The sequence below is a fragment of the Shewanella sp. Isolate11 genome (assembly GCF_022398315.1).
Taxonomy (GTDB): domain Bacteria; phylum Pseudomonadota; class Gammaproteobacteria; order Enterobacterales; family Shewanellaceae; genus Shewanella.
In genome coordinates this window covers 237,732-256,078 of the sequence record NZ_JAKEVF010000003.1, presented here as the reverse complement: position 1 = coordinate 256,078, position 18,347 = coordinate 237,732, and the positions used below count along the sequence as shown (strand labels likewise).

The 18,347-nt window shown below is 44.9% G+C and carries 16 protein-coding genes; 8 read left to right on the top strand and 8 right to left on the bottom strand.

Annotated features, from left to right (window positions below; genetic code table 11):
- Window positions 1-65 precede the first annotated feature (65 nt).
- The 3 genes from deoA (at window position 66) to deoD (ending at window position 3,452) form a co-directional block, all read left to right on the top strand.
- Window positions 66-1,397, top strand: a complete 1,332-nt coding sequence (deoA, locus tag L1D21_RS10240; protein WP_239845149.1) for a thymidine phosphorylase — start codon at window positions 66-68, stop codon at window positions 1,395-1,397.
- An 11-nt stretch (window positions 1,398-1,408) separates the two neighbouring features.
- A complete protein-coding gene (locus L1D21_RS10235) occupies window positions 1,409-2,626 on the top strand; it encodes a phosphopentomutase (RefSeq protein ID WP_239845148.1) in 1,218 nt (405 codons plus the stop codon).
- A 115-nt stretch (window positions 2,627-2,741) separates the two neighbouring features.
- A complete protein-coding gene (deoD, locus tag L1D21_RS10230; RefSeq protein WP_239845147.1) occupies window positions 2,742-3,452 on the top strand; it encodes a purine-nucleoside phosphorylase in 711 nt (236 codons plus the stop codon).
- Window positions 3,453-3,516: 64 nt separating this feature from the next.
- Here deoD and L1D21_RS10225 read toward each other — a convergent pair whose 3' ends face one another.
- Window positions 3,517-4,212 carry an AhpA/YtjB family protein gene (locus L1D21_RS10225; RefSeq protein WP_239845146.1) on the bottom strand — a complete coding sequence of 232 codons (696 nt, stop codon included), beginning with the start codon at window positions 4,210-4,212 and terminating at the stop codon, window positions 3,517-3,519.
- Window positions 4,213-4,248: 36 nt separating this feature from the next.
- On the opposite strand from L1D21_RS10225, the gene serB reads away from it, so the two are divergent.
- On the top strand, window positions 4,249-5,250 hold the full coding sequence (serB, locus tag L1D21_RS10220) for a phosphoserine phosphatase SerB (RefSeq protein ID WP_239845145.1): 1,002 nt from the start codon (window positions 4,249-4,251) through the stop codon (window positions 5,248-5,250).
- Window positions 5,251-5,319: 69 nt separating this feature from the next.
- Here serB and L1D21_RS10215 read toward each other — a convergent pair whose 3' ends face one another.
- Entirely contained in the window at window positions 5,320-7,719 is a 2,400-nt protein-coding gene (locus L1D21_RS10215) for a PilZ domain-containing protein (RefSeq protein WP_239845144.1), read from the bottom strand.
- Between the two features lie 285 nt (window positions 7,720-8,004).
- Between L1D21_RS10215 and radA the strand changes: the two genes are divergently transcribed.
- On the top strand, window positions 8,005-9,378 hold the full coding sequence (gene radA, locus L1D21_RS10210; protein ID WP_239845143.1) for a DNA repair protein RadA: 1,374 nt from the start codon (window positions 8,005-8,007) through the stop codon (window positions 9,376-9,378).
- Window positions 9,379-9,519: 141 nt separating this feature from the next.
- Here the strand turns inward: radA and L1D21_RS10205 are convergent, their stop codons facing one another.
- On the bottom strand, window positions 9,520-9,696 hold the full coding sequence (locus L1D21_RS10205) for a hypothetical protein (RefSeq protein ID WP_239845142.1): 177 nt from the start codon (window positions 9,694-9,696) through the stop codon (window positions 9,520-9,522).
- Window positions 9,697-9,805: 109 nt separating this feature from the next.
- Window positions 9,806-10,162, bottom strand: coding sequence for a PilZ domain-containing protein (locus L1D21_RS10200; protein ID WP_239845141.1), 357 nt, complete (start codon window positions 10,160-10,162; stop codon window positions 9,806-9,808).
- Window positions 10,163-10,436: 274 nt separating this feature from the next.
- On the opposite strand from L1D21_RS10200, the gene L1D21_RS10195 reads away from it, so the two are divergent.
- Entirely contained in the window at window positions 10,437-11,663 is a 1,227-nt protein-coding gene (locus L1D21_RS10195) for a DEAD/DEAH box helicase (protein ID WP_239845140.1), read from the top strand.
- A gap of 27 nt (window positions 11,664-11,690) precedes the next feature.
- Here L1D21_RS10195 and L1D21_RS10190 read toward each other — a convergent pair whose 3' ends face one another.
- On the bottom strand, window positions 11,691-12,344 hold the full coding sequence (locus L1D21_RS10190; protein ID WP_239845139.1) for a protein N-lysine methyltransferase family protein: 654 nt from the start codon (window positions 12,342-12,344) through the stop codon (window positions 11,691-11,693).
- A gap of 402 nt (window positions 12,345-12,746) precedes the next feature.
- Between L1D21_RS10190 and L1D21_RS10185 the strand changes: the two genes are divergently transcribed.
- Window positions 12,747-14,096, top strand: a complete 1,350-nt coding sequence (locus L1D21_RS10185; RefSeq protein WP_239845138.1) for an NCS2 family permease — start codon at window positions 12,747-12,749, stop codon at window positions 14,094-14,096.
- Window positions 14,097-14,164: 68 nt separating this feature from the next.
- Here the strand turns inward: L1D21_RS10185 and L1D21_RS10180 are convergent, their stop codons facing one another.
- A complete protein-coding gene (locus tag L1D21_RS10180) occupies window positions 14,165-14,377 on the bottom strand; it encodes a cold-shock protein (RefSeq protein ID WP_239845137.1) in 213 nt (70 codons plus the stop codon).
- A 499-nt stretch (window positions 14,378-14,876) separates the two neighbouring features.
- The gene (locus tag L1D21_RS10175; RefSeq protein WP_239845136.1) at window positions 14,877-15,350 is read right to left on the bottom strand and encodes an NYN domain-containing protein; all 474 of its coding nucleotides are present in this window, start codon (window positions 15,348-15,350) and stop codon (window positions 14,877-14,879) included.
- A gap of 171 nt (window positions 15,351-15,521) precedes the next feature.
- Between L1D21_RS10175 and L1D21_RS10170 the strand changes: the two genes are divergently transcribed.
- Window positions 15,522-17,117 (top strand): sulfotransferase, encoded by a 1,596-nt coding sequence (locus L1D21_RS10170; RefSeq protein WP_239845135.1) that lies wholly within the window; start codon window positions 15,522-15,524, stop codon window positions 17,115-17,117.
- A 10-nt stretch (window positions 17,118-17,127) separates the two neighbouring features.
- Here the strand turns inward: L1D21_RS10170 and L1D21_RS10165 are convergent, their stop codons facing one another.
- Window positions 17,128-18,336 carry an aspartyl/asparaginyl beta-hydroxylase domain-containing protein gene (locus L1D21_RS10165; RefSeq protein ID WP_239845134.1) on the bottom strand — a complete coding sequence of 403 codons (1,209 nt, stop codon included), beginning with the start codon at window positions 18,334-18,336 and terminating at the stop codon, window positions 17,128-17,130.
- Window positions 18,337-18,347: the final 11 nt, after the last annotated feature.

Genomic DNA, 18,347 nt, shown 5'->3' with positions numbered 1-18,347 from the left:
CTGCTGGCATCTAAAAGAGTTTATCGTAGCGGTTGGTTAGCTGCGGCAAATTTGGGGGCAGTTATATGTTTCTAGCACAAGAGATTATTCGTAAAAAGCGCAATGGTGAGGCGTTAAGCACACCGGAAATCCAGTTTTTCGTTAAAGGCATTACTGATAACAGTGTTTCTGAAGGTCAGATCGCTGCACTGGGTATGGCGGTTTATTTTAACGATATGAATATGGATGAACGTATTGCACTCACCACCGCGATGCGTGATTCAGGAACGGTACTTAATTGGAAAAACCTCGGCCTTGATGGCCCAATCATAGATAAGCACAGCACTGGTGGTGTCGGTGATGTGATCAGTTTAATGCTTGGTCCCATGGCTGCCGCCTGCGGCGGTTATGTACCGATGATATCCGGCCGTGGGCTAGGTCATACAGGAGGTACCTTAGATAAGTTCGATGCCATTCCTGGCTATCAAACTGAGCCCGACAGCGCGCTATTTCGTAAAGTCGTCAAAGAAGCTGGGGTGGCGATTATCGGTCAAACCGGTGACTTGGTGCCTGCCGATAAACGTTTCTATTCTATTCGCGATAACACTGCCACGGTTGAATCTATTTCGCTGATAACCGCTTCAATTCTATCTAAAAAACTGGCAGCGGGTCTCGATGCGCTTGCCATGGACGTCAAAGTGGGTAGCGGCGCATTTATGCCGACCTACGAAGCGTCTGAAGAGCTGGCTCGTAGCATTACCGCGGTTGCTAATGGCGCGGGGACTCGCACCACTGCATTGCTTACCGATATGAACCAAGTATTGGCTTCCTGTGCGGGGAATGCCGTTGAAGTGAAAGAGGCGGTGGATTTCTTAACCGGTGCGTATCGTAATCCGCGCCTTTATGAAGTCACTATGGGTTTATGTGCCGAGATGTTGCAACTGGGTGGCTTAGCTACAAGTGAAGCTGAAGCCCGTAGTAAATTAAATCAAGTGCTGGATAACGGAAAGGCTGCTGATATCTTCGGACGAATGATTTCAGGTTTAGGTGGCCCAGCTGATTTTATCGAGAACTACGCTAAATATCTGCCTCAAGCGCAGATCATTCGCCCTGTATACGCAGACAAAACTGGCTTTGCTCGCGCCATGGATACTCGTGAACTCGGCTTAGCAGTTGTCACCTTAGGTGGTGGCCGTCGTAAGCCAGGCGATAGCTTGGATTACAGCGTCGGATTAACTCAAGTGTGCGCTTTGGGTGACGAGATAAACAGTGACAAGCCGATTGCGATGATCCACGCTCAGTCAGAAAGCGCCTTTGAAGAAGCGGCTGCTGCCGTAAAGCAAGCCATTCATATTGGCGATAGTGCGCCAGAGAAAACACCAGAGATCTACCGCTACATTCGTAAACAAGATCTCTAGGAGAAGTATTGATGAAAAGAACCGTAATTATGATGCTCGACTCCTTTGGGGTCGGCGCTGCGAAAGATGCTGAAGCTTTTGGTGATGTTGGTGCCGATACCTTTGGTCATATTGCTAAAGCGTGTGCCGAAGGTAGGGCCAACGAAGGCCGTGAAGGACCGTTAAAGTTACCTAATTTAGCCAAGTTAGGTCTAGGTCATGCTGGTAAAGAAAGTACGGGCTCATTCGCTGCAGGATTTGCTGATGACGTTGAATTGATTGGTGCATATGGCTATGCCGATGAGCTGAGTTCGGGTAAAGATACACCAAGTGGTCACTGGGAAATGGCAGGAGTGCCTGTTTTATATGAATGGGGCTATTTTAGCGACCTGACCAATTCTTTCCCTAAAGAGCTAACGGACAAAATTTTAGCGCGTGCTGGACTAAGTGATTATCTGGGGAATTGCCATGCTTCGGGTACTGCGATTTTAGAAGAGCTTGGTGAGCAACATATGGCTTCAGGGTTACCAATTTTTTATACCTCGGCTGATTCGGTATTCCAAATCGCCTGTCATGAAGACACCTTTGGTCTAGAGAAACTCTACGAACTGTGCATTATCGCTCGTGAAGAGCTTGAGCCGTATAACATTGGCCGAGTGATTGCTCGTCCATTCGTCGGCACTGGCCCAAGTGACTTTGCTCGCACAGGTAATCGTCGTGACTACGCGGTAGAACCACCAGCAAAAACCGTGCTCGATAAGCTTAAAGAGGCAGGTGGTGAAGTCGTTAGTGTCGGTAAGATTGCCGATATCTATGCTCATTGCGGTATCACTCAGAAAGTGAAAGCCACTGGGCTCGAAGCATTATTTGACGCCACGCTTGAGCAAGTGAAGCAAGCAGGCGACCGTACCATAGTGTTTACCAACTTTGTTGATTTCGACTCTCATTACGGCCATCGCCGTGATATTGCCGGTTATGCCCGCGCACTGGAATATTTCGATAGTCGTTTGCCAGAGATTTTAGCCTTATTGAGCGAAGATGATTTGCTGCTGTTAACCGCAGATCATGGTTGCGATCCAACATGGCAGGGAACAGATCATACTCGCGAGCGAGTCCCTGTGTTGGCCTATGGTGCAGGTCTAGCGGCGGGCTCATTAGGCTTGCGTAATAGTTTTGCCGATATCGGTCAGAGTATTGCGAGTTATTTCGAGCTTGAGCCTATGGCTTATGGGGAATCTTTTGTCGCGTAATGGCGATATAAATACTTGAGCAACATACTTTAATTTAATCTAATTTTTAACTTGGCGGTTGGATGATGGCCGCCAATACTCAAAAGACTTAAGTCTATGAATAGGGGTTATAACAATGGCTACACCACATATTAATGCAGTAGATGGTGCATTTGCAGATACAGTACTTTTTCCTGGCGATCCATTGCGTGCAAAATATATCGCTGAGACATTTCTTGAGAATGTTGAACAAGTCACTGACGTACGTAACATGCTGGGTTTCACTGGTACCTATAAAGGTGTGCGTATCTCAGTAATGGGGTCAGGCATGGGTATTCCATCTTGCTCTATATATGCCACTGAATTAATTAAAGATTATGGTGTTAAAAACCTTATCCGTGTGGGCACCTGTGGCGCCATCAGCACTGATGTAAAAGTCCGTGACGTTTTGATTGGCATGGGGGCTTGTACCGATTCGCAAGTTAACCGTCTGCGCTTCAAGGGCCAAGATTTCGCTGCAATTTGTGATTACAGCTTGCTTAGTGCGGTAGTTAAAGCGGCTGAAGCAAAAGGCACTAAGTACCGTGTCGGTAATGTTTTCTCCGCAGACCTTTTCTATACACCAGATCCAGAAATGTTTGATGTTATGGAAAAAATGGATGTACTTGGTGTTGAGATGGAAGCTGCGGGTCTTTACGGCGTAGCCAAAGAATTTGGCGCAAAGGCCCTTTGTGTGGTGACAGTTTCAGATCATATTCGTACCGGTGAAAAGACCTCTTCTGATGAACGTCAAACCACTTTCAACGAAATGATTGAAATGACATTAGAAGCAGCGATTACATTGTAATTTTATTGAGCTGTTAGAAACAAAACGGGCGTAATGCCCGTTTTTTTGTATCCATGCTTCAAAGCTACTCTGTGCTATCGGCACTCTTATTCACCTTGAGCGCTGCAGCCAGTTTCTTTCCCAGTTTACTCTTAGTTTTACGTCTATCGAAATCTGCACGCTTAAACGACAGTGCGCGAGACAGTAACAAGCCGATTAATCCCGCGATTAATAGCATCATCTGTTGCTGATCCATATTGACCTGGTGGGCTTCTTTTATCTCATTAAAAAACAGCTTGGGCTCTAATCTAACTTCGATGTAGCCTAAATTCTTATCATCTTGAATCACTGCTTCGACATAGGGTGGGTAGGGCGCGAGAAGATCTTTTAGCTCTTGCGAGTCGGCTTCCAGATCGTCGTCGGTGACACTTTGCGAAAATGAAAGTCGCTGTCCCTGGTCACTGTAGATAGTTGCAGACATTACTTTTGGGTCGAGAACCAGCGCGCTAGTGAGCCATTGTAACTGCTCATCATTTTCTAACTGCAATGCGGGCGCCGCACCATAAGCCGTCTGTTGTACTAATAATCGTGCCATCTTTTGCGTTTGGGACTTTAGAAGCTGCTGACCTTGTAGTAGGCTTGTTTCCCATAATTGATACAGCCCCGCCATCAACGCGAGCGCAATGGCAATTTGGATAAGTCGAGTCAGCTGGTGGGATGTCGTTAATCCTTTAAGAAAAAACACGTTATACCTGAAGATGATAAGGGTTTTAGTAATCATAATAGATTATCGCTCAACCCGATAGCCGGAGATGCAATGCAAAGTCAGCAAAATGCACAAAAACAGCACCAAATTTCATTATTTTCATGGATATATAATGAAGTTTCACAGAGCTTTGAGTACCAAGGTACGCGATTTTCTCGTCATCAAGAGGCGAGTCTTGCTGCCAATTTAATGCGTTTGCGGGTTGTGTATTCAGACTTAGAGGTCGAGACACTGCTGAGCCCACTGATGTTGAATTTAAGTCAGTTAAATAGCCTTGGGGCTATAACGCGAACCTCGGCACTTTACTGTGTCGAATTAGGATTAACTCAAGCGTTAACTGACGCTGAGCGAAATGCGTTCATCGCTATTGAAGGCGTCGAATTAGTCGAAGTGTCTTCGCAATCGCCTCGATTAGATGTCGCGGGGTTGTTGGTCATGGATATGGACTCGACGGCTATTCAAATTGAATGTATCGATGAATTAGCGGCGATGGCTGGCGTTGGTGAAGCGGTTGCAGAAGTGACTGAACGTGCGATGCAAGGTGAGTTGGATTTTGAGCAAAGTTTACGATCTCGCGTGGCTAAACTAGCGGGAGCCGATGCACAAATCATCGATAATTTATGTGAACACTTGCCATTAATGCCCGGTCTAAGGGAGATGATTGCCGAACTGCAATCTCATCAATGGCGTTTGGTGTTGGCTTCGGGTGGATTTACGCCATTTGTGGGTCACCTAAAACAGCTGTTATCACTCGATGCCGCTTATGCTAATCAACTAGTGATTGAAGCGGGTAAACTGACTGGCGAGGTGATTGGCACCGTTGTCGATGCGCAATTTAAAGCCGATACTGTGCTGAACTGCGCTGAGCAGTGGCATATCCCAGTAGGACAACGTCTGGCGATCGGTGACGGGGCGAACGATATTCCTATGGTGCAAGCCGCCGATTTTGGTATTGCATTTCATGCTAAACCTAAGCTGCGCAGCGCGGCCGATGCAGCTATCGATAAATTGGATTTAAGAGTGCTTCCCTACATGCTGCTGGATTTAAGCTAATAGCTACAATAATCCAGCGTGATTAAAAAAGCCCATATCGAATTAGATATGGGCTTTTTTGTATCTTATTTATTGCTCAGTATCGAGGTAAGCTGAATGCAGTTCTGGATAGCGCAGCATCACCTCTGCAGTGATATCGAGTAACTCGCCAACGCCGATAATTCGCCACAGTAACTGTTCAAGTTGCTTGGCTTTATGCTGAGCATGAACAGCGATATATTCCCTCTCACGCTTGATGTAATTGAGATCTGCTTTTGCAGCGGGAGCTCGATAAATTCTCAGTGCCATAAACTTACCCAAGTTTTGGCTTTGATGAATAAAGTGTTGTTGAGCCTGATGATCGCCTAATGCTTCTGGCTGATAGCATTTAAGCTTAATTCGTCCTTGGGATTGACGTGACACCTGAACGAAAACCTCAAAAAAATCTAGTTCAGCGTTTGGCTCTAATTGACGAATAGGGTCAATAAAGTCCCGCTTGAGTTGCCCTTTATCGAGCAATGCGCTGAGATCATATTCCAAAGGGGTATCGGCAAGGGCGGCGAACAGATCTGACACTTCATTGCCATTTTTACTTACACCTAGTAGAGCCAATTTGGCCGACTTTGCGGTTTTTTCAACAAAGTAAGGCACTGAGGCTAACTTTCTCATCAATAAGTTTTTCAGCCCATCAGCCAACTCTTTGATATCGCTGTTAACTTCACTTAGCTTAGGTAACTTATCGCGATTGGCTTCAATTAATCGGTTTAAAAAGGCGACGCCAACATGGGGCGAGTGTCCGAGTATGGCCGAGAGGTGCAATAGGGTGTGGTTTTTGCGGCTGCGTACGACTCGGTAGGGCAGCTGAACCAATTTGCTATTACCCGCTAAAGGCTGCAGTTTGGGTAAGCTCAACAACACAGTGCTATTCGCTGGGATATGACTTGGCGTATCTAAACTGACTTGTAATCCTTTACCCGAAATATCTAAGCTGATGCCATGATAAAGCTGGTTTTCATAACGGACGCTGACTTGTGTCTTAAAGGAAAATCGAGCTTCATTGCGTCTTTCGCTGAACTCTAAAAACAGGTTTTTTATTTTATTTTGCGTCAGTTTAGTTTGGGCATAGGGCTTTAAATCATTGGGCTTAAGGCCCTTACTATCCCATTGGCGATAATGGCTTAATGCCTTGTCATTGGTTAAATCGATGAGCTGGAGTACATGGCTAAAACGTTTTAGTTGTGCTTCGGTGAGGGCAGAATAAAAGCTGCTGTCTCCAGGTAAAATACTGGATTTATAGGATGTTTGGTGATCGATTTCACTGCTGGTTAATTTAAAGATTCTCCAGCTAGTTTGGCTTGAAGCAAAGTTCATTAACAGCCCAAGCTTATCATCGCGTTGAAGTTCGGCTAAGGTGGCGCTGTAATAAAATACGCTGCCTTGGTTGCTGAAGGTGAAGCAGAAAAACAGGTTATGTTCTATTTTTTTAGGATGCTCAATCGCGGCTTTTAATCTGGCTGGCGTTAACATTCCATCGAGCTGATAGTGTTGTTTTTCATCTTTAAAGTATTGTTGAATTTGCTGATTATCACGGCTAAGCAGCTCATGAGTTATCTGATACTGCTCGTCTAAGTGTTCAGCATATAGGGCTAGATGAGGCAAGGTTGGTAGATAGTGACGCTCTAGTCCTAACCCTTTAGCGGCCACTAAAATATCGTTGATATCGACCTTATAGCGAAACTTATAGCCTTGAATTAAGTTGCCCAGCATATCGGCTAAGGCTTCGCTGCCACTGATGCGCTTTAGCCGCATCCAGCTGTATTGGTTGTTGCTTTCAACATCGACGACTTGGTAATCGACGCCTTTTTGTAGATCATCGAAATAATATTCTTTGCTTAAATCCAGCAGCTTAACCCGTAAAGGTTGGTCGATATTAAGACCGTGATGAATGGGTAAACGTACCCTTGCGCCACCGACGGAGAGATCGACTGTGATGCCATTGACTTCACTGACGCCGGGCTGTAACACTCCAATGCGAATGGCGTAGTTCATACGCTCTTCACTGCGACTGAAATAGCTACCCAATACTGCGCCAGAGGCAATAAAAGGATTCTGAGTTAACTCTGCGGGATCCGCTGCGGTACTGATTTTGCTGCGGCGGTTTTTATGTCGGATAAATACATGCTCATACACGCCCAATGTATACTGATTTTGGTACAGGGCTAAGGCTTCGATAAAACTGTTTTTAGCATGAGGGTCGAGAAAGTGCGATTGCGTCCCGTGTTTGACCATTTCGCAGGGCAGTTCAGATTTGTCTCTTAAATCTATGATTCGGGTGCAGGGCGTCGATAGGCGTTTGAGTTCCATCTTCAATAAAAAGCGAGTCGAGTTAGATTCTTGCGCGGTAAGATGCTCAAACAATTCCTGGAAGTTATCTTCCATCAGTAACGGTTTTAGCTGTTCAATTAAGGCGCTGTGTTGCTCTAAACTCATTATCTCGTTCTTTTTAGGATGCGAATCGCCTTAACGGCTGTTAGTCTTATGTCGGCTTAAGGATGTAAAACTTGATAGCTTGATGTTATTTATAACAAATTACTCTATAAGCCACTCTCTGCAAATTAGTTTACGCATTATGCTTATTGGGCGCACCTGTTTAATGACAAGTTGCAATTGCCTACAACGGCGATATTTCCCCAACAAGGGCTTTAGAGTGGGTTATCATGACTAAGATTCGCCTAAGCAACATAATACCCACGGATTTAAGATTAGAACTTGGATATGGCTAAGAATAAAACAGCTTTTGTATGTAACGAATGTGGACAAGACTTTCCTCGCTGGCAGGGACAATGCAGTGCTTGTCATGAGTGGAACACCATTACTGAGGTTCGTTTAGGTGCCGTTAAATCTTCCGCCCCTTCGGTTTCAGGGTATGCCGGAGCAGTGGGGGGGGGCTCGAAAAAACTCAGCGAAGTTGAGGAGTTTGAAGCCAAGAAGATGCTGACCGGGATTGGTGAGTTAGACCGAGTGTTATGTGGCGGCTTAACCACGGGGTCAGTGAATATTATCTCTGGCGATCCTGGCGCAGGTAAGACAACTATTCTGTCTGATTTGGTGGCGCGCATGTCGCAAATCATGCCATCACTCTACTGTACTGCGGAAGAATCATTATCGCAATTTAAGAACCGAGTTAATCGCTTAAAGCTTGATTATAATGAAGATAATCTTCATTTAATGGCTGAAACCAGTGTCGAAGCCATTATTGCCGAGCTAGAGGCCAAGCAAGTCAAGTTTGCGGTGATTGACTCTATTCAGGCGGTAGTTACCGAACTGGCAAATGGTAGTCCCGGTTCGCCATCACAAGTGAAGGGTAGTGCTCAGGCATTAACTCAATATTGTAAGCAGAATAATGTCACCATGTTTTTGGTGGCGCACGTTAACAAGAATAATGAGACCGCTGGACCACAGACTCTGATCCACATTGTCGATTGTTTGACCCATATCGAGTGTAATGACGGTCAAGTTCGCACCTTGCGTGCCAATAAAAACCGTTTCGGTGACGTGGATACCGTGGGTATTTTTAGAATGACCGAACGTGGCATGATCAGCGTCGATAATCCCAGTGAGATTTTCCTTTCTGGTTCGACAACGGACTCTCCAGGAGCAGCGATCACCTGTATTCGTAAAGGGAATCGAAACTTACTCCTTGAAATACAATGCCTTACAACTGAAACCGAAGGCGAGTTTCCGCAGCGGGTCTGTGTTGGACTCAACATGAATCGTATTAAGATGTTGACCGGCATTTTGCGTAAACATACCCGCACTAAGATTTTCCACGATACCTATTTTAATCTTGTCGGTGGTTTAAAGATTGATGAGTCTGAAACCTGTATTGATTTGGCGCTGGTGGCCGCATTATTAAGTAGCTTGAACGACTTTGTGGTACCGCGCACCACCTGCATCATGGGGGAGCTGAGTTTAAATGGCGACGTTCGTCCCATCGACAGTGGTGTGCCTCGGGTGAAAGAAGCGGTACAGCATGGTTTTACCGAGATCTTTATTCCGTTTCGGAATTATCATAAATCAATGGAAGGTCTCGGCGCGAAAATTCATCCAATTAAGACCATTCATGAGTTATTAGAATTAATCAGTTAGCCTAAAATGGGTGGTTTCAATAAAAAGTGCTCTTGATAAAGAGCACTTTTTTGTTTTAAGCGTACCGAGTGATAAAACGCGAATTAGTTATACCAATCAAAGTAAATAAATAATCAGATAATTACTGCGATTGGTATTAGATCATTTGCGCATTTTTTTGTTGATATAGAAGAAGGGGATCAACCAAGCGACAAGTAACATCCAAAGCACATTTTTTGATACTTCAGCATCGGCTATAAAATATGATGAAGCCATCATGGCGATAGCAAAAAACACGGCGATAATAATGTTGGCCCAAGTGGCTTGCTTACAATTCATAGTAACTGCTCTCAAAGACGGTGAGTTAAGTTTAACGCCTGTTTGATTAATCACCAGCTTTTAATCGGCATAAGCCGATTATGAATAAAAGGATGCGGGGCAGCGCTATTTAGCTGGCAAACAGCATTTTGAGTTCGCGATCCAGTAGTGAAGCGTCACCGAGATTAAGTTCTAACATACGGCGCAGGTGACTGATGCTATCGATGTCGATATGCAAGCATTGTAAGCCTAGCAGGCCATTTTTTTTATGGACCAGTTGGGTTTCCATAGTGATGACTATGTCTGATTCAGCTAATTTAAAGCTCAGCGTTAGCGGTGTCTGAAGTTCAGAAAAACCTGCAGGTTGTTCAACCAAGGCGCCATTGAGGCTTAAGTCTTGGATTTTTGTCGGCCAAGTTTCATGCTTATCGGATAGGATGGCATCTGCAGCAAAAATGACGCGTGAAAATTGTCGTCTATTATCCATCGCCTTTCCTTTGAAGAGTACGCGTGAACGCGTGTTATACAGATTGGTATTAAGCATAAGCCAATAGTGATACAGAGTAAAAATATCTCGATGTCACACAAGCTATATCTTCATCTTTCTGTGACTTGCAGCTCACCTGTTTAATTTTATAACTAAGAGTTCAGATTGTTCATCAGTGAGCTATTAGGCAGACAGTGCTCAATTAGATGAATTCCTCCTCGACAGAAATCTGATAAACTTGCCGAATTGTTAACGGTGTCTTGTTCATGTCCTTATGTTATTTACCCAATTAGGTTTAACCCCCCAGTTACTTGAAGCACTGAATCAGCTTAACTTTTCTGAGCCAACTCCTGTGCAGCATGCGGCCATTCCCGTGATTTTAGCGGGAGAGGATCTGTTAGCTTCGGCGCAAACTGGCACCGGGAAAACCGCTGCATTTGGTTTGCCTATTCTGCAACATTTACTCAGTAAAACGGATGATAATGGGCCAGACCAAGCCGTTAAGGCATTAATCTTGGTTCCCACTCGTGAGCTTGCACTGCAGGTGCAAACCAATATTCAGGCGCTAGCTCAGAATACATCGCTGAAAACCGGGGTGGTTTATGGTGGGGTGAGTATCGAGGCGCAGCAAAATAAATTGCAGCAAGGAGTCGATCTTTTAGTAGCGACGCCGGGGAGATTACTGGATCATTTAAATCGTCAGTCCGTGAGCCTAGACAAGGTGGCCTACTTAGTCTTTGACGAGGCTGATCGCATGCTCGATATGGGCTTTATGGATGAGATCAATGCCTTGTTGGCTCAGTTACCTTCTCAGCGACAGACCTTACTGTTTTCTGCGACACTCGATGACAATGTCATGTTGCTAAGTCGTGGGCTGCTTCGTGCGCCTAAAAGAGTCGAAGTGGATCAAAACCACAGTGCTGCTAAAGATGTTGAGCAGCAAGTGTATGCAGTCGATAGTGAGAAAAAGTTTGCCTTGTTATGTCATCTTGTCAGTAAGGGCAATTGGCAGCGAGTGTTGGTGTTTAGTCGTAAAAAAGTCGCGGTCGATAAGTTGGTGCAACGACTGAACGATGCCGATATTTCGGCTAGTGCTTTTCATGGTGATTTGGCTCAAGGCCAGCGAGAGCAAGTGCTAACAGGGTTTAAAAGCGGTGACATTCGGGTGCTGGTGGCCACCGATGTTGCCGCTAGAGGGATAGATATTCAGTCACTCGATTACGTGGTCAATTATGAGCTGCCCTATGTGGCACAGGACTATGTTCACCGTATTGGCCGAACGGGTCGCGCTGGTAATAAAGGGCTGGCTATCACTTTATTCAGTGAAGAGGATGCGCTGTTGCTCGAAGAGGTTGAGGTGCTGTTGGACAAGCGTTTACCTCAGCAGTGGTTACTAGGGTTGGAGCCTGATTTGACTAAAGCCGATCCCTTTGCTGGTAGAAACAACAAAGCGGCGCAAAAGCGCCGAGCTAAAAAACGAGGTTATCGAGGCAAAAAGTAATTGACTAGCTAGGTTAGGATGGTCAGTCTAATGGGGCTTTTTGTAGAATAACATCTGGCCTTTATATTTAGGCGACATGTCATTACGGGGCTCTATTTTAGTCTGATGATGGCTGTAACCGAGTGTGCTCATGGTTTTACTAAATGAACCTTGATTCCCTCGGCAAGGGTCGACCAATATCACTTCACAATCTGGATTGGCGTGCCGATCGATAAAGGCCGACAGTAAGGCGATATGTTCACGCTCATACAATAAATCGGCGCCAATAATGACATCGAAAGTCCCTAAACCGTCTTTAAGGTTATTCCAATCTGTACGCAGGAAAGGGATATCATCGCCTTGATTTAGGCGAATGTTTTCCGTTAAAAATCGGCCTGCCTCAGGATGATAATCGGTGGCGGTGATATCGGCGTTACGGCTATTCAGAAGTAAACTGGCTAGCGCCATACCGCAACCCACCTCTAAGATCCGTTTACCGGCAATATCGTAAGTGGACATCTTGCTGGCTAACGCTCGGCTGGAATCCCATACCACACCAAAAAGTGACCATTGTGCCGAGGAGATACCTAAGGAGTTGGCTTCGCCGAGAGGATCGGAAAACTCCTGCCTATCCCATAAGCTGCGAATGTGAATATCGGTACTGGAAAATTCGATGGTTTGATATCTAAGGCGCGGTGACATAGGTGATCCTTGCGTTGATGGACGCAACAAGCCTAGATCGATACCGATTCGCTACGTGAGAGTTCCACTATAAGCTTTTTAGCTGTCAGTTACCATGAGTAGATTTATAAACAAATCAAACCTTAAACGCTTGGTAAGTTCGAATAACAGCCCAATTATTGATTACTTTGTTAGCTTGCTCTAGTTTCTGCTATGGGCTTTGCTGTAAAATTCGCGCCAACCAAGGCTGTGACGTACCTAAGTATTTACTTAAGTAACGAGGTTGTTCGGGATTGCCGACAACTTGCAGGTCACGAAAGGTACATAAATAAGTACTCTGTGGATCTCTCACCTGACTCAAATTGAGCGGGGCTCTAACTTGCCACAGCCTTTTAAATTAAGAGATCAAAAAGGTAAATAATTATGAAGTCTGAACAGACTCTCGCTACCCCATCGCGTTCATTACTCGACAGCTATTTCACTATTACAGCTAGAGGCAGTACCGTTAAACAAGAGGTGATTGCCGGTTTTACAACCTTCTTAGCCATGGTTTATTCGGTTATTGTTGTGCCGAATATGCTAGGTGTCGCAGGTTTCGACCCCGGTGCTGTTTTTGTTGCCACTTGTCTTATTGCTGCTTTTGGTTCGTTACTCATGGGCTTGTGGGCCAATCTGCCCATGGCCATTGGTTGTGCTATTTCACTCACGGCTTTTACCGCTTTCAGCATGGTGCTTGGGCAAGGGATCTCAATCCCAGTTACCCTTGGCGCTATCTTCCTGATGGGCGTGGTGTTCACCTTAGTTAGTGTGACGGGGATTCGTTTGTGGATTTTAACTAACCTTCCTAAAGGGATCGCTCATGGTACCGGGATTGGTATTGGTTTGTTCTTGCTGCTTATCGCAACCAACAGTGTACAGCTAATTGTCGCTAATGATGCTGGCTTACCAGTCAAGCTGGGGGATATTCACAGTTTACCAATCATTGCTTCCATCATAGGTTTAGCAGCAACAATTGGTTTAGAGCGTCGTGGCGTACCTGGCGGCATCTTATTAGTGATTATTGCGTTGTCGGTATTTGGTTTAATCTTCGATCCTTCGGTGACATTCCAAGGGGTGATGGCGATGCCTGATCTACTGTCTGACACTTCACTGATTGGCCAGTTAGATATTATGGGCGCACTAAATCCGGTTATTTTACCTATTGTATTAGCCTTGGTGATGACGGCGATTTTTGATGCGACAGGCACCATCCGCGCTGTGGCTGGTCAGGCTGAGCTACTAGATAAAGACGATAATATCGTTGGCGGCGGTAAGGCATTAACCTCGGATTCGGTGAGCAGCGCCTTTGCTGGTGTTGTTGGTGGTGCGCCAGCTGCTGTGTATATTGAATCGGCTGCAGGTACTGCAGCAGGTGGTAAAACAGGTTTAACCGCAACTATCGTCGGCGTACTGTTTTTATTAATGGTGTTTTTAGCTCCGCTAAGTTACCTCGTGCCAGCTTATGCAACTGCACCGGCCTTGATGTATGTGGGTCTATTGATGCTGAGCAATGTTACTAAGTTGAATTTTGATGACAAAGTTGATGCCATGGCAGGCCTTACTTGCGCGGTGTTTATCATTCTAAGTTGTAACATAGTTACCGGTATTATGCTGGGTTTTGTGACCTTAGTGGTTGGCCGTATTTTCAGTGGCGAGTGGCGTGCCATTAAGCCGGGCGTGTTAGCCATTACCATTGGCTTAGTCGTCTTCTATTTCGGTGGTTGGGCGATTTAATCCCGCGATGCAGATACAAAAAAGGCGAAACCTAGGTTTCGCCTTTTTTAATTGAGCTTGGTCAGCGATTAAGCAGGAACAACGTTCGCAGCTTGTAGACCTTTTTGACCTTGTTCAACTTCGAAAGTCACTTTTTGACCTTCTGCTAATGTTTTGAAACCGTCAGAAGCGATTGCACGGAAATGTACGAATACGTCAGCGCCGCCGTTCTCTTGAGAAATAAAGCCGAAACCTTTCTCTTCGTTAAACCATTTTACGATACCAGTAGTTGAATTAGACATAGTGTGTCCCTTATTAAATTCATTAAAAAATTATCGCGAGATTGCGATGTGCTATGTAACTGAATTATTAAGTATTACGAGAAGCTAAGGGAAACACTGAGGACAAAAATGGTACAGATTTGACGCCGGGTTTTACTTTTACTTGATTGTTTCATTAATAACTCCGAACAACAGAGCGGCGCTAGATTAACACAGTTTGAACTTAATGCACGGTTTATTTTTGTACAATTTGTAGGCTATCACAACAAAGGAAGTAAAAAGGCCCACCGAATATCGAGTATTCGGAAGGCCCTATAGCTAGCTGAATCTTTGCAGGGAAAAAGCTGGCTCTGCTCAGTCTATAACACATGTATCTTTATGTACCAGCAGTTAAAGCCTAGGATTAAAGATCAAAAAGTCATTAAAGCTGAGTTTTTAGTTCCAAATATGAGGGTCGTGAATTGGAGCAAATCAAACACCTGACATTACAGCTTTAAATACAACTGCCATTAAACTTTTATTATAACAACAGGGCTGAGTCGATGGCGTGAAATTGCTGAGTCGCATCCACCAGAGATTTTGCGGTAAGGCTAGGTACACCGTAGACTTGAGTCTCGACCCCATATTTAACCGCAATGTGCTGCAGTAATAGTGCAAAATCGCCATCGCCAGAAAGTAGAATTACTGTATCGACATCAGCCGAACTTTCCATAATATCTATGGTGATACCCACATCCCAATCGCCTTTGGCACTGCCGTCACTGCGCTGGATAAAAGGCTTAAGTTTGACCTCAAAACCTATGTGTTTTAAGGCATCTTGAAACTTCAGCTGGCCATCATCGCCGCGATGTATCGCGTAGGCATAAGCGTTCACTATCTCTCCCTCATAGCCTAAATGCTGCCAAAGTTTACGGTAATTGAATTGGCGGTTGTAGGCTTCTTTACAGGTGTAATAGATATTTTGTACATCGACGAACAGGGCGATTTTCTTCAAGAGCCTTCCAAGTTTGTAACATGATGCTAAGACCATAACGCACCCTTAAAGGCGAGTGAAGTTTATTGTGATATTTGGGCAATTTGTTAATGCTACGTTGCATTTGCATAAGGCCGCCCAGTAAAATGCCTAGGTTGAAAACAGTCATAACAATAATAACAGGAGTCATCGTTGAGCAGAGAAGCACGAAATTTAGCAGAGGCCAAAGCACTTTATGCTCAGGGACATTTTTCTTCTGCAGGGATTTATGCCCGTAAGGTGATCCGTAAGCTTGCCGATGATGTCGAAGCCTTGATTATTTTAGGTCATCTGGCGTTTCGTAATGGCGACAACAACCAAGCACTCGCTTATTATCAGTTACCGCTTAAAGCACAAATTCAAAGTGAGGAGATGCAGACCAATTTATTGAGCATCTATCTCGCTCAAGAAGCCTATTTCAATGCTCATGAATTATTATCCAGCCTAGTTGTTCAGCGTCCCGATGATATGAGTCTGCAATTTAAACTTGGTTTAAATGCCAGCAAAATTGGCAAGATGGATATCGCGCAACAGGCGCTGATGTTATGTGTTGAACACGAGGTATTTGCCCCGCAAGCTCTGCTGAATTTGGGGCATGTGTATAAGGCAAAAGGCGATACGGATAAGGCGGCCGCTTGTTATCACGATTATATTCAGCGTGACCCTGATAATCAGGCCACCGGCTATTGGAGCTTGGCCGATCTTAAAAATTATCGTTTTTGTGCTGAAGATGAAGCTGCAATTACCAGCGCTATCACCAAGTCGCAATTTTCTCCTGCCAGCCAGTCTTTGTTTCATTTTGCGCTGAACCGTATTTTCGAGCAGCGACAAGAGTTTGAAAATGCCTTCGATGCCCTCAGAGTGGCAAACCAATTGATGCAATCTCAGCGGCCTTTTAAACAGCAAGCGTTTCAACATCTGATTAATCGTTTATGCCAATGTCAGCCTGCGCTTGAGCAAACAAGAGTTAAACAAATAACGCAAACTGAGGAAATTACTCCAATATTTATTGTCGGTATGCCCCGTTCGGGAACCACCTTGTCGGAGCAAATCTTAGCCAGCCATAGCCAAGTCGAAGCCAGTGATGAACTGCCATACCTTGAGCGTATTGCCTTAGAGCTAGAGATGGCGGGCGGATATGGCAATAAATTAGCCCAGTTATCCGATGCCGAAATTAGTCGCTATCGCTTGCAATATCTATCCCAGGCCAAGCAGTATCTCAGTGAGGATACTAATACGGCTTATCTTATTGATAAAAATCCAAATAACTTTATCCATATTGGCTTGATTAAGGTGTTGTTTCCTGAAGCTAAAATTATCAATGTGGTACGTAGTGCCACAGATAATGGTTTAGGCGTATTTAGACAGCATTTCAGTCGTGGTCACGATTATGCCTATAGTCTCGATGGGATTTGTCACTATTGGCAGGGGTATTTGGATTTAATGCGCCATTGGGAACATTGCTTTAAGGGGCAGATATATCATCTGTGTTTTGAAGCGTTAGTTAAGGCGCCGGACGAGCAGATACCAGCCTTGCTTGCCTATTGCGACTTAGCTTTCGAACCTGCTTGCCTTAAGTTTTATGAATCGAAGCGCAGTGTGTTAACGCCTAGTGCTAGCCAAGTCCGCCAGCCAATGAATACCAAAGCCATTGGCCAAAGCGAACGTTATCAGACTTTTATTCCTAATGCTTATAAAGAGTTACAAGCGATTACGGCTAAAGCGCAGGCATTATTTTTCAATAAATGATAGCGGCGATTTAATTTAATTGTCCGTGACATTGTTTGTATTTTTTACCTGAGCCGCAGGGGCAAGGACTGTTCCTGCTTTCAGGTGCGGCAAAGGTTTGTGCGTTAGCTTGCTTTACTTTCGGTTTATCTTTCACATTAACAAGCGGTTGTTGTTTGGCTATAGCTTGATTATTCGCTAATAACTGTTTACCGGTTGAAGGCTCTTTACTCGCTGAAGGCTCTGCCCCTGCAGCTATGGGATTGGCTAGTTCGGGACTCATGGCTGGGCCCATGATCAGATGGATGAGAATTTTCATCGCATGGGTTTGGGCGTCGACCATGACCTGTTTCTCAAAGGGTGCAGCTTGAGCCAGAGTATGTTGGCGTAGTTGATGGTAATGAGGCCAAGCCTGTTGGGCATCGCGGAACTGTGACCAAATCGCCTGCCAATCGTAACTAAAATCGGTGATCAATTGGCAGAATGCTTCACTAGCTTGTGCTGTATTTTTGCTATAGCTCCGCACTTGCTGACACAGGTTAGCGCTTAAAGCTTTCACTTCACTGGGATGCATCACAATGGGGAAATTCACTTGCTCTGTGATGATATCAGCTGTCTTTTCTGGCTGGAATATTAGTGGTTTTGTCTTAAAACTTTGTTTTAAATCGGTCTGTGCATTGCTAGATTGACCAACCGCTAAAGAGGCCTGATTTATCATGCGCCAGAAACGGCTACTGCCCATGGTGTCGATCACCAAGTGGACTCGCATCTGGTCACTGTTATTGACGACTCGATGATATTTCCATGAGTCGAAAATCCAGCATTCGCCTTTGCCCATGTGTACCAGTTTATCGCCACAATGAAAGATGACCTTGTCATTAGTGGTGATTGGGATATGAATACGTACCCGATTATGCCAGTGATAGTTGATGTCACTGTGTAGCGGCACTTCATAACCTGGAGCCAGCCGCATTAACCTAGAGCGACCAATGACCTCACCAAAAGAGGCAATCACCTGTTTGATGTAAGGACAACTCTCTAAAGCCGGAGTCGGTTGCATAGGGCCTTTAAATTCATTGTTAAAGCTACCGCCTACGGAGATCAATGCAATGGCCGAGTTACCCTGAAAACTTTCATGGTGTGCTCGCCAATCGGACTCGGCAAACTGAGCAATCTCTTGTTGTAATCGCGCTACATCAAAACTAAGGGGTAGTTGATAAAATTCATTATCTAATTTCATGGGTAATTTAT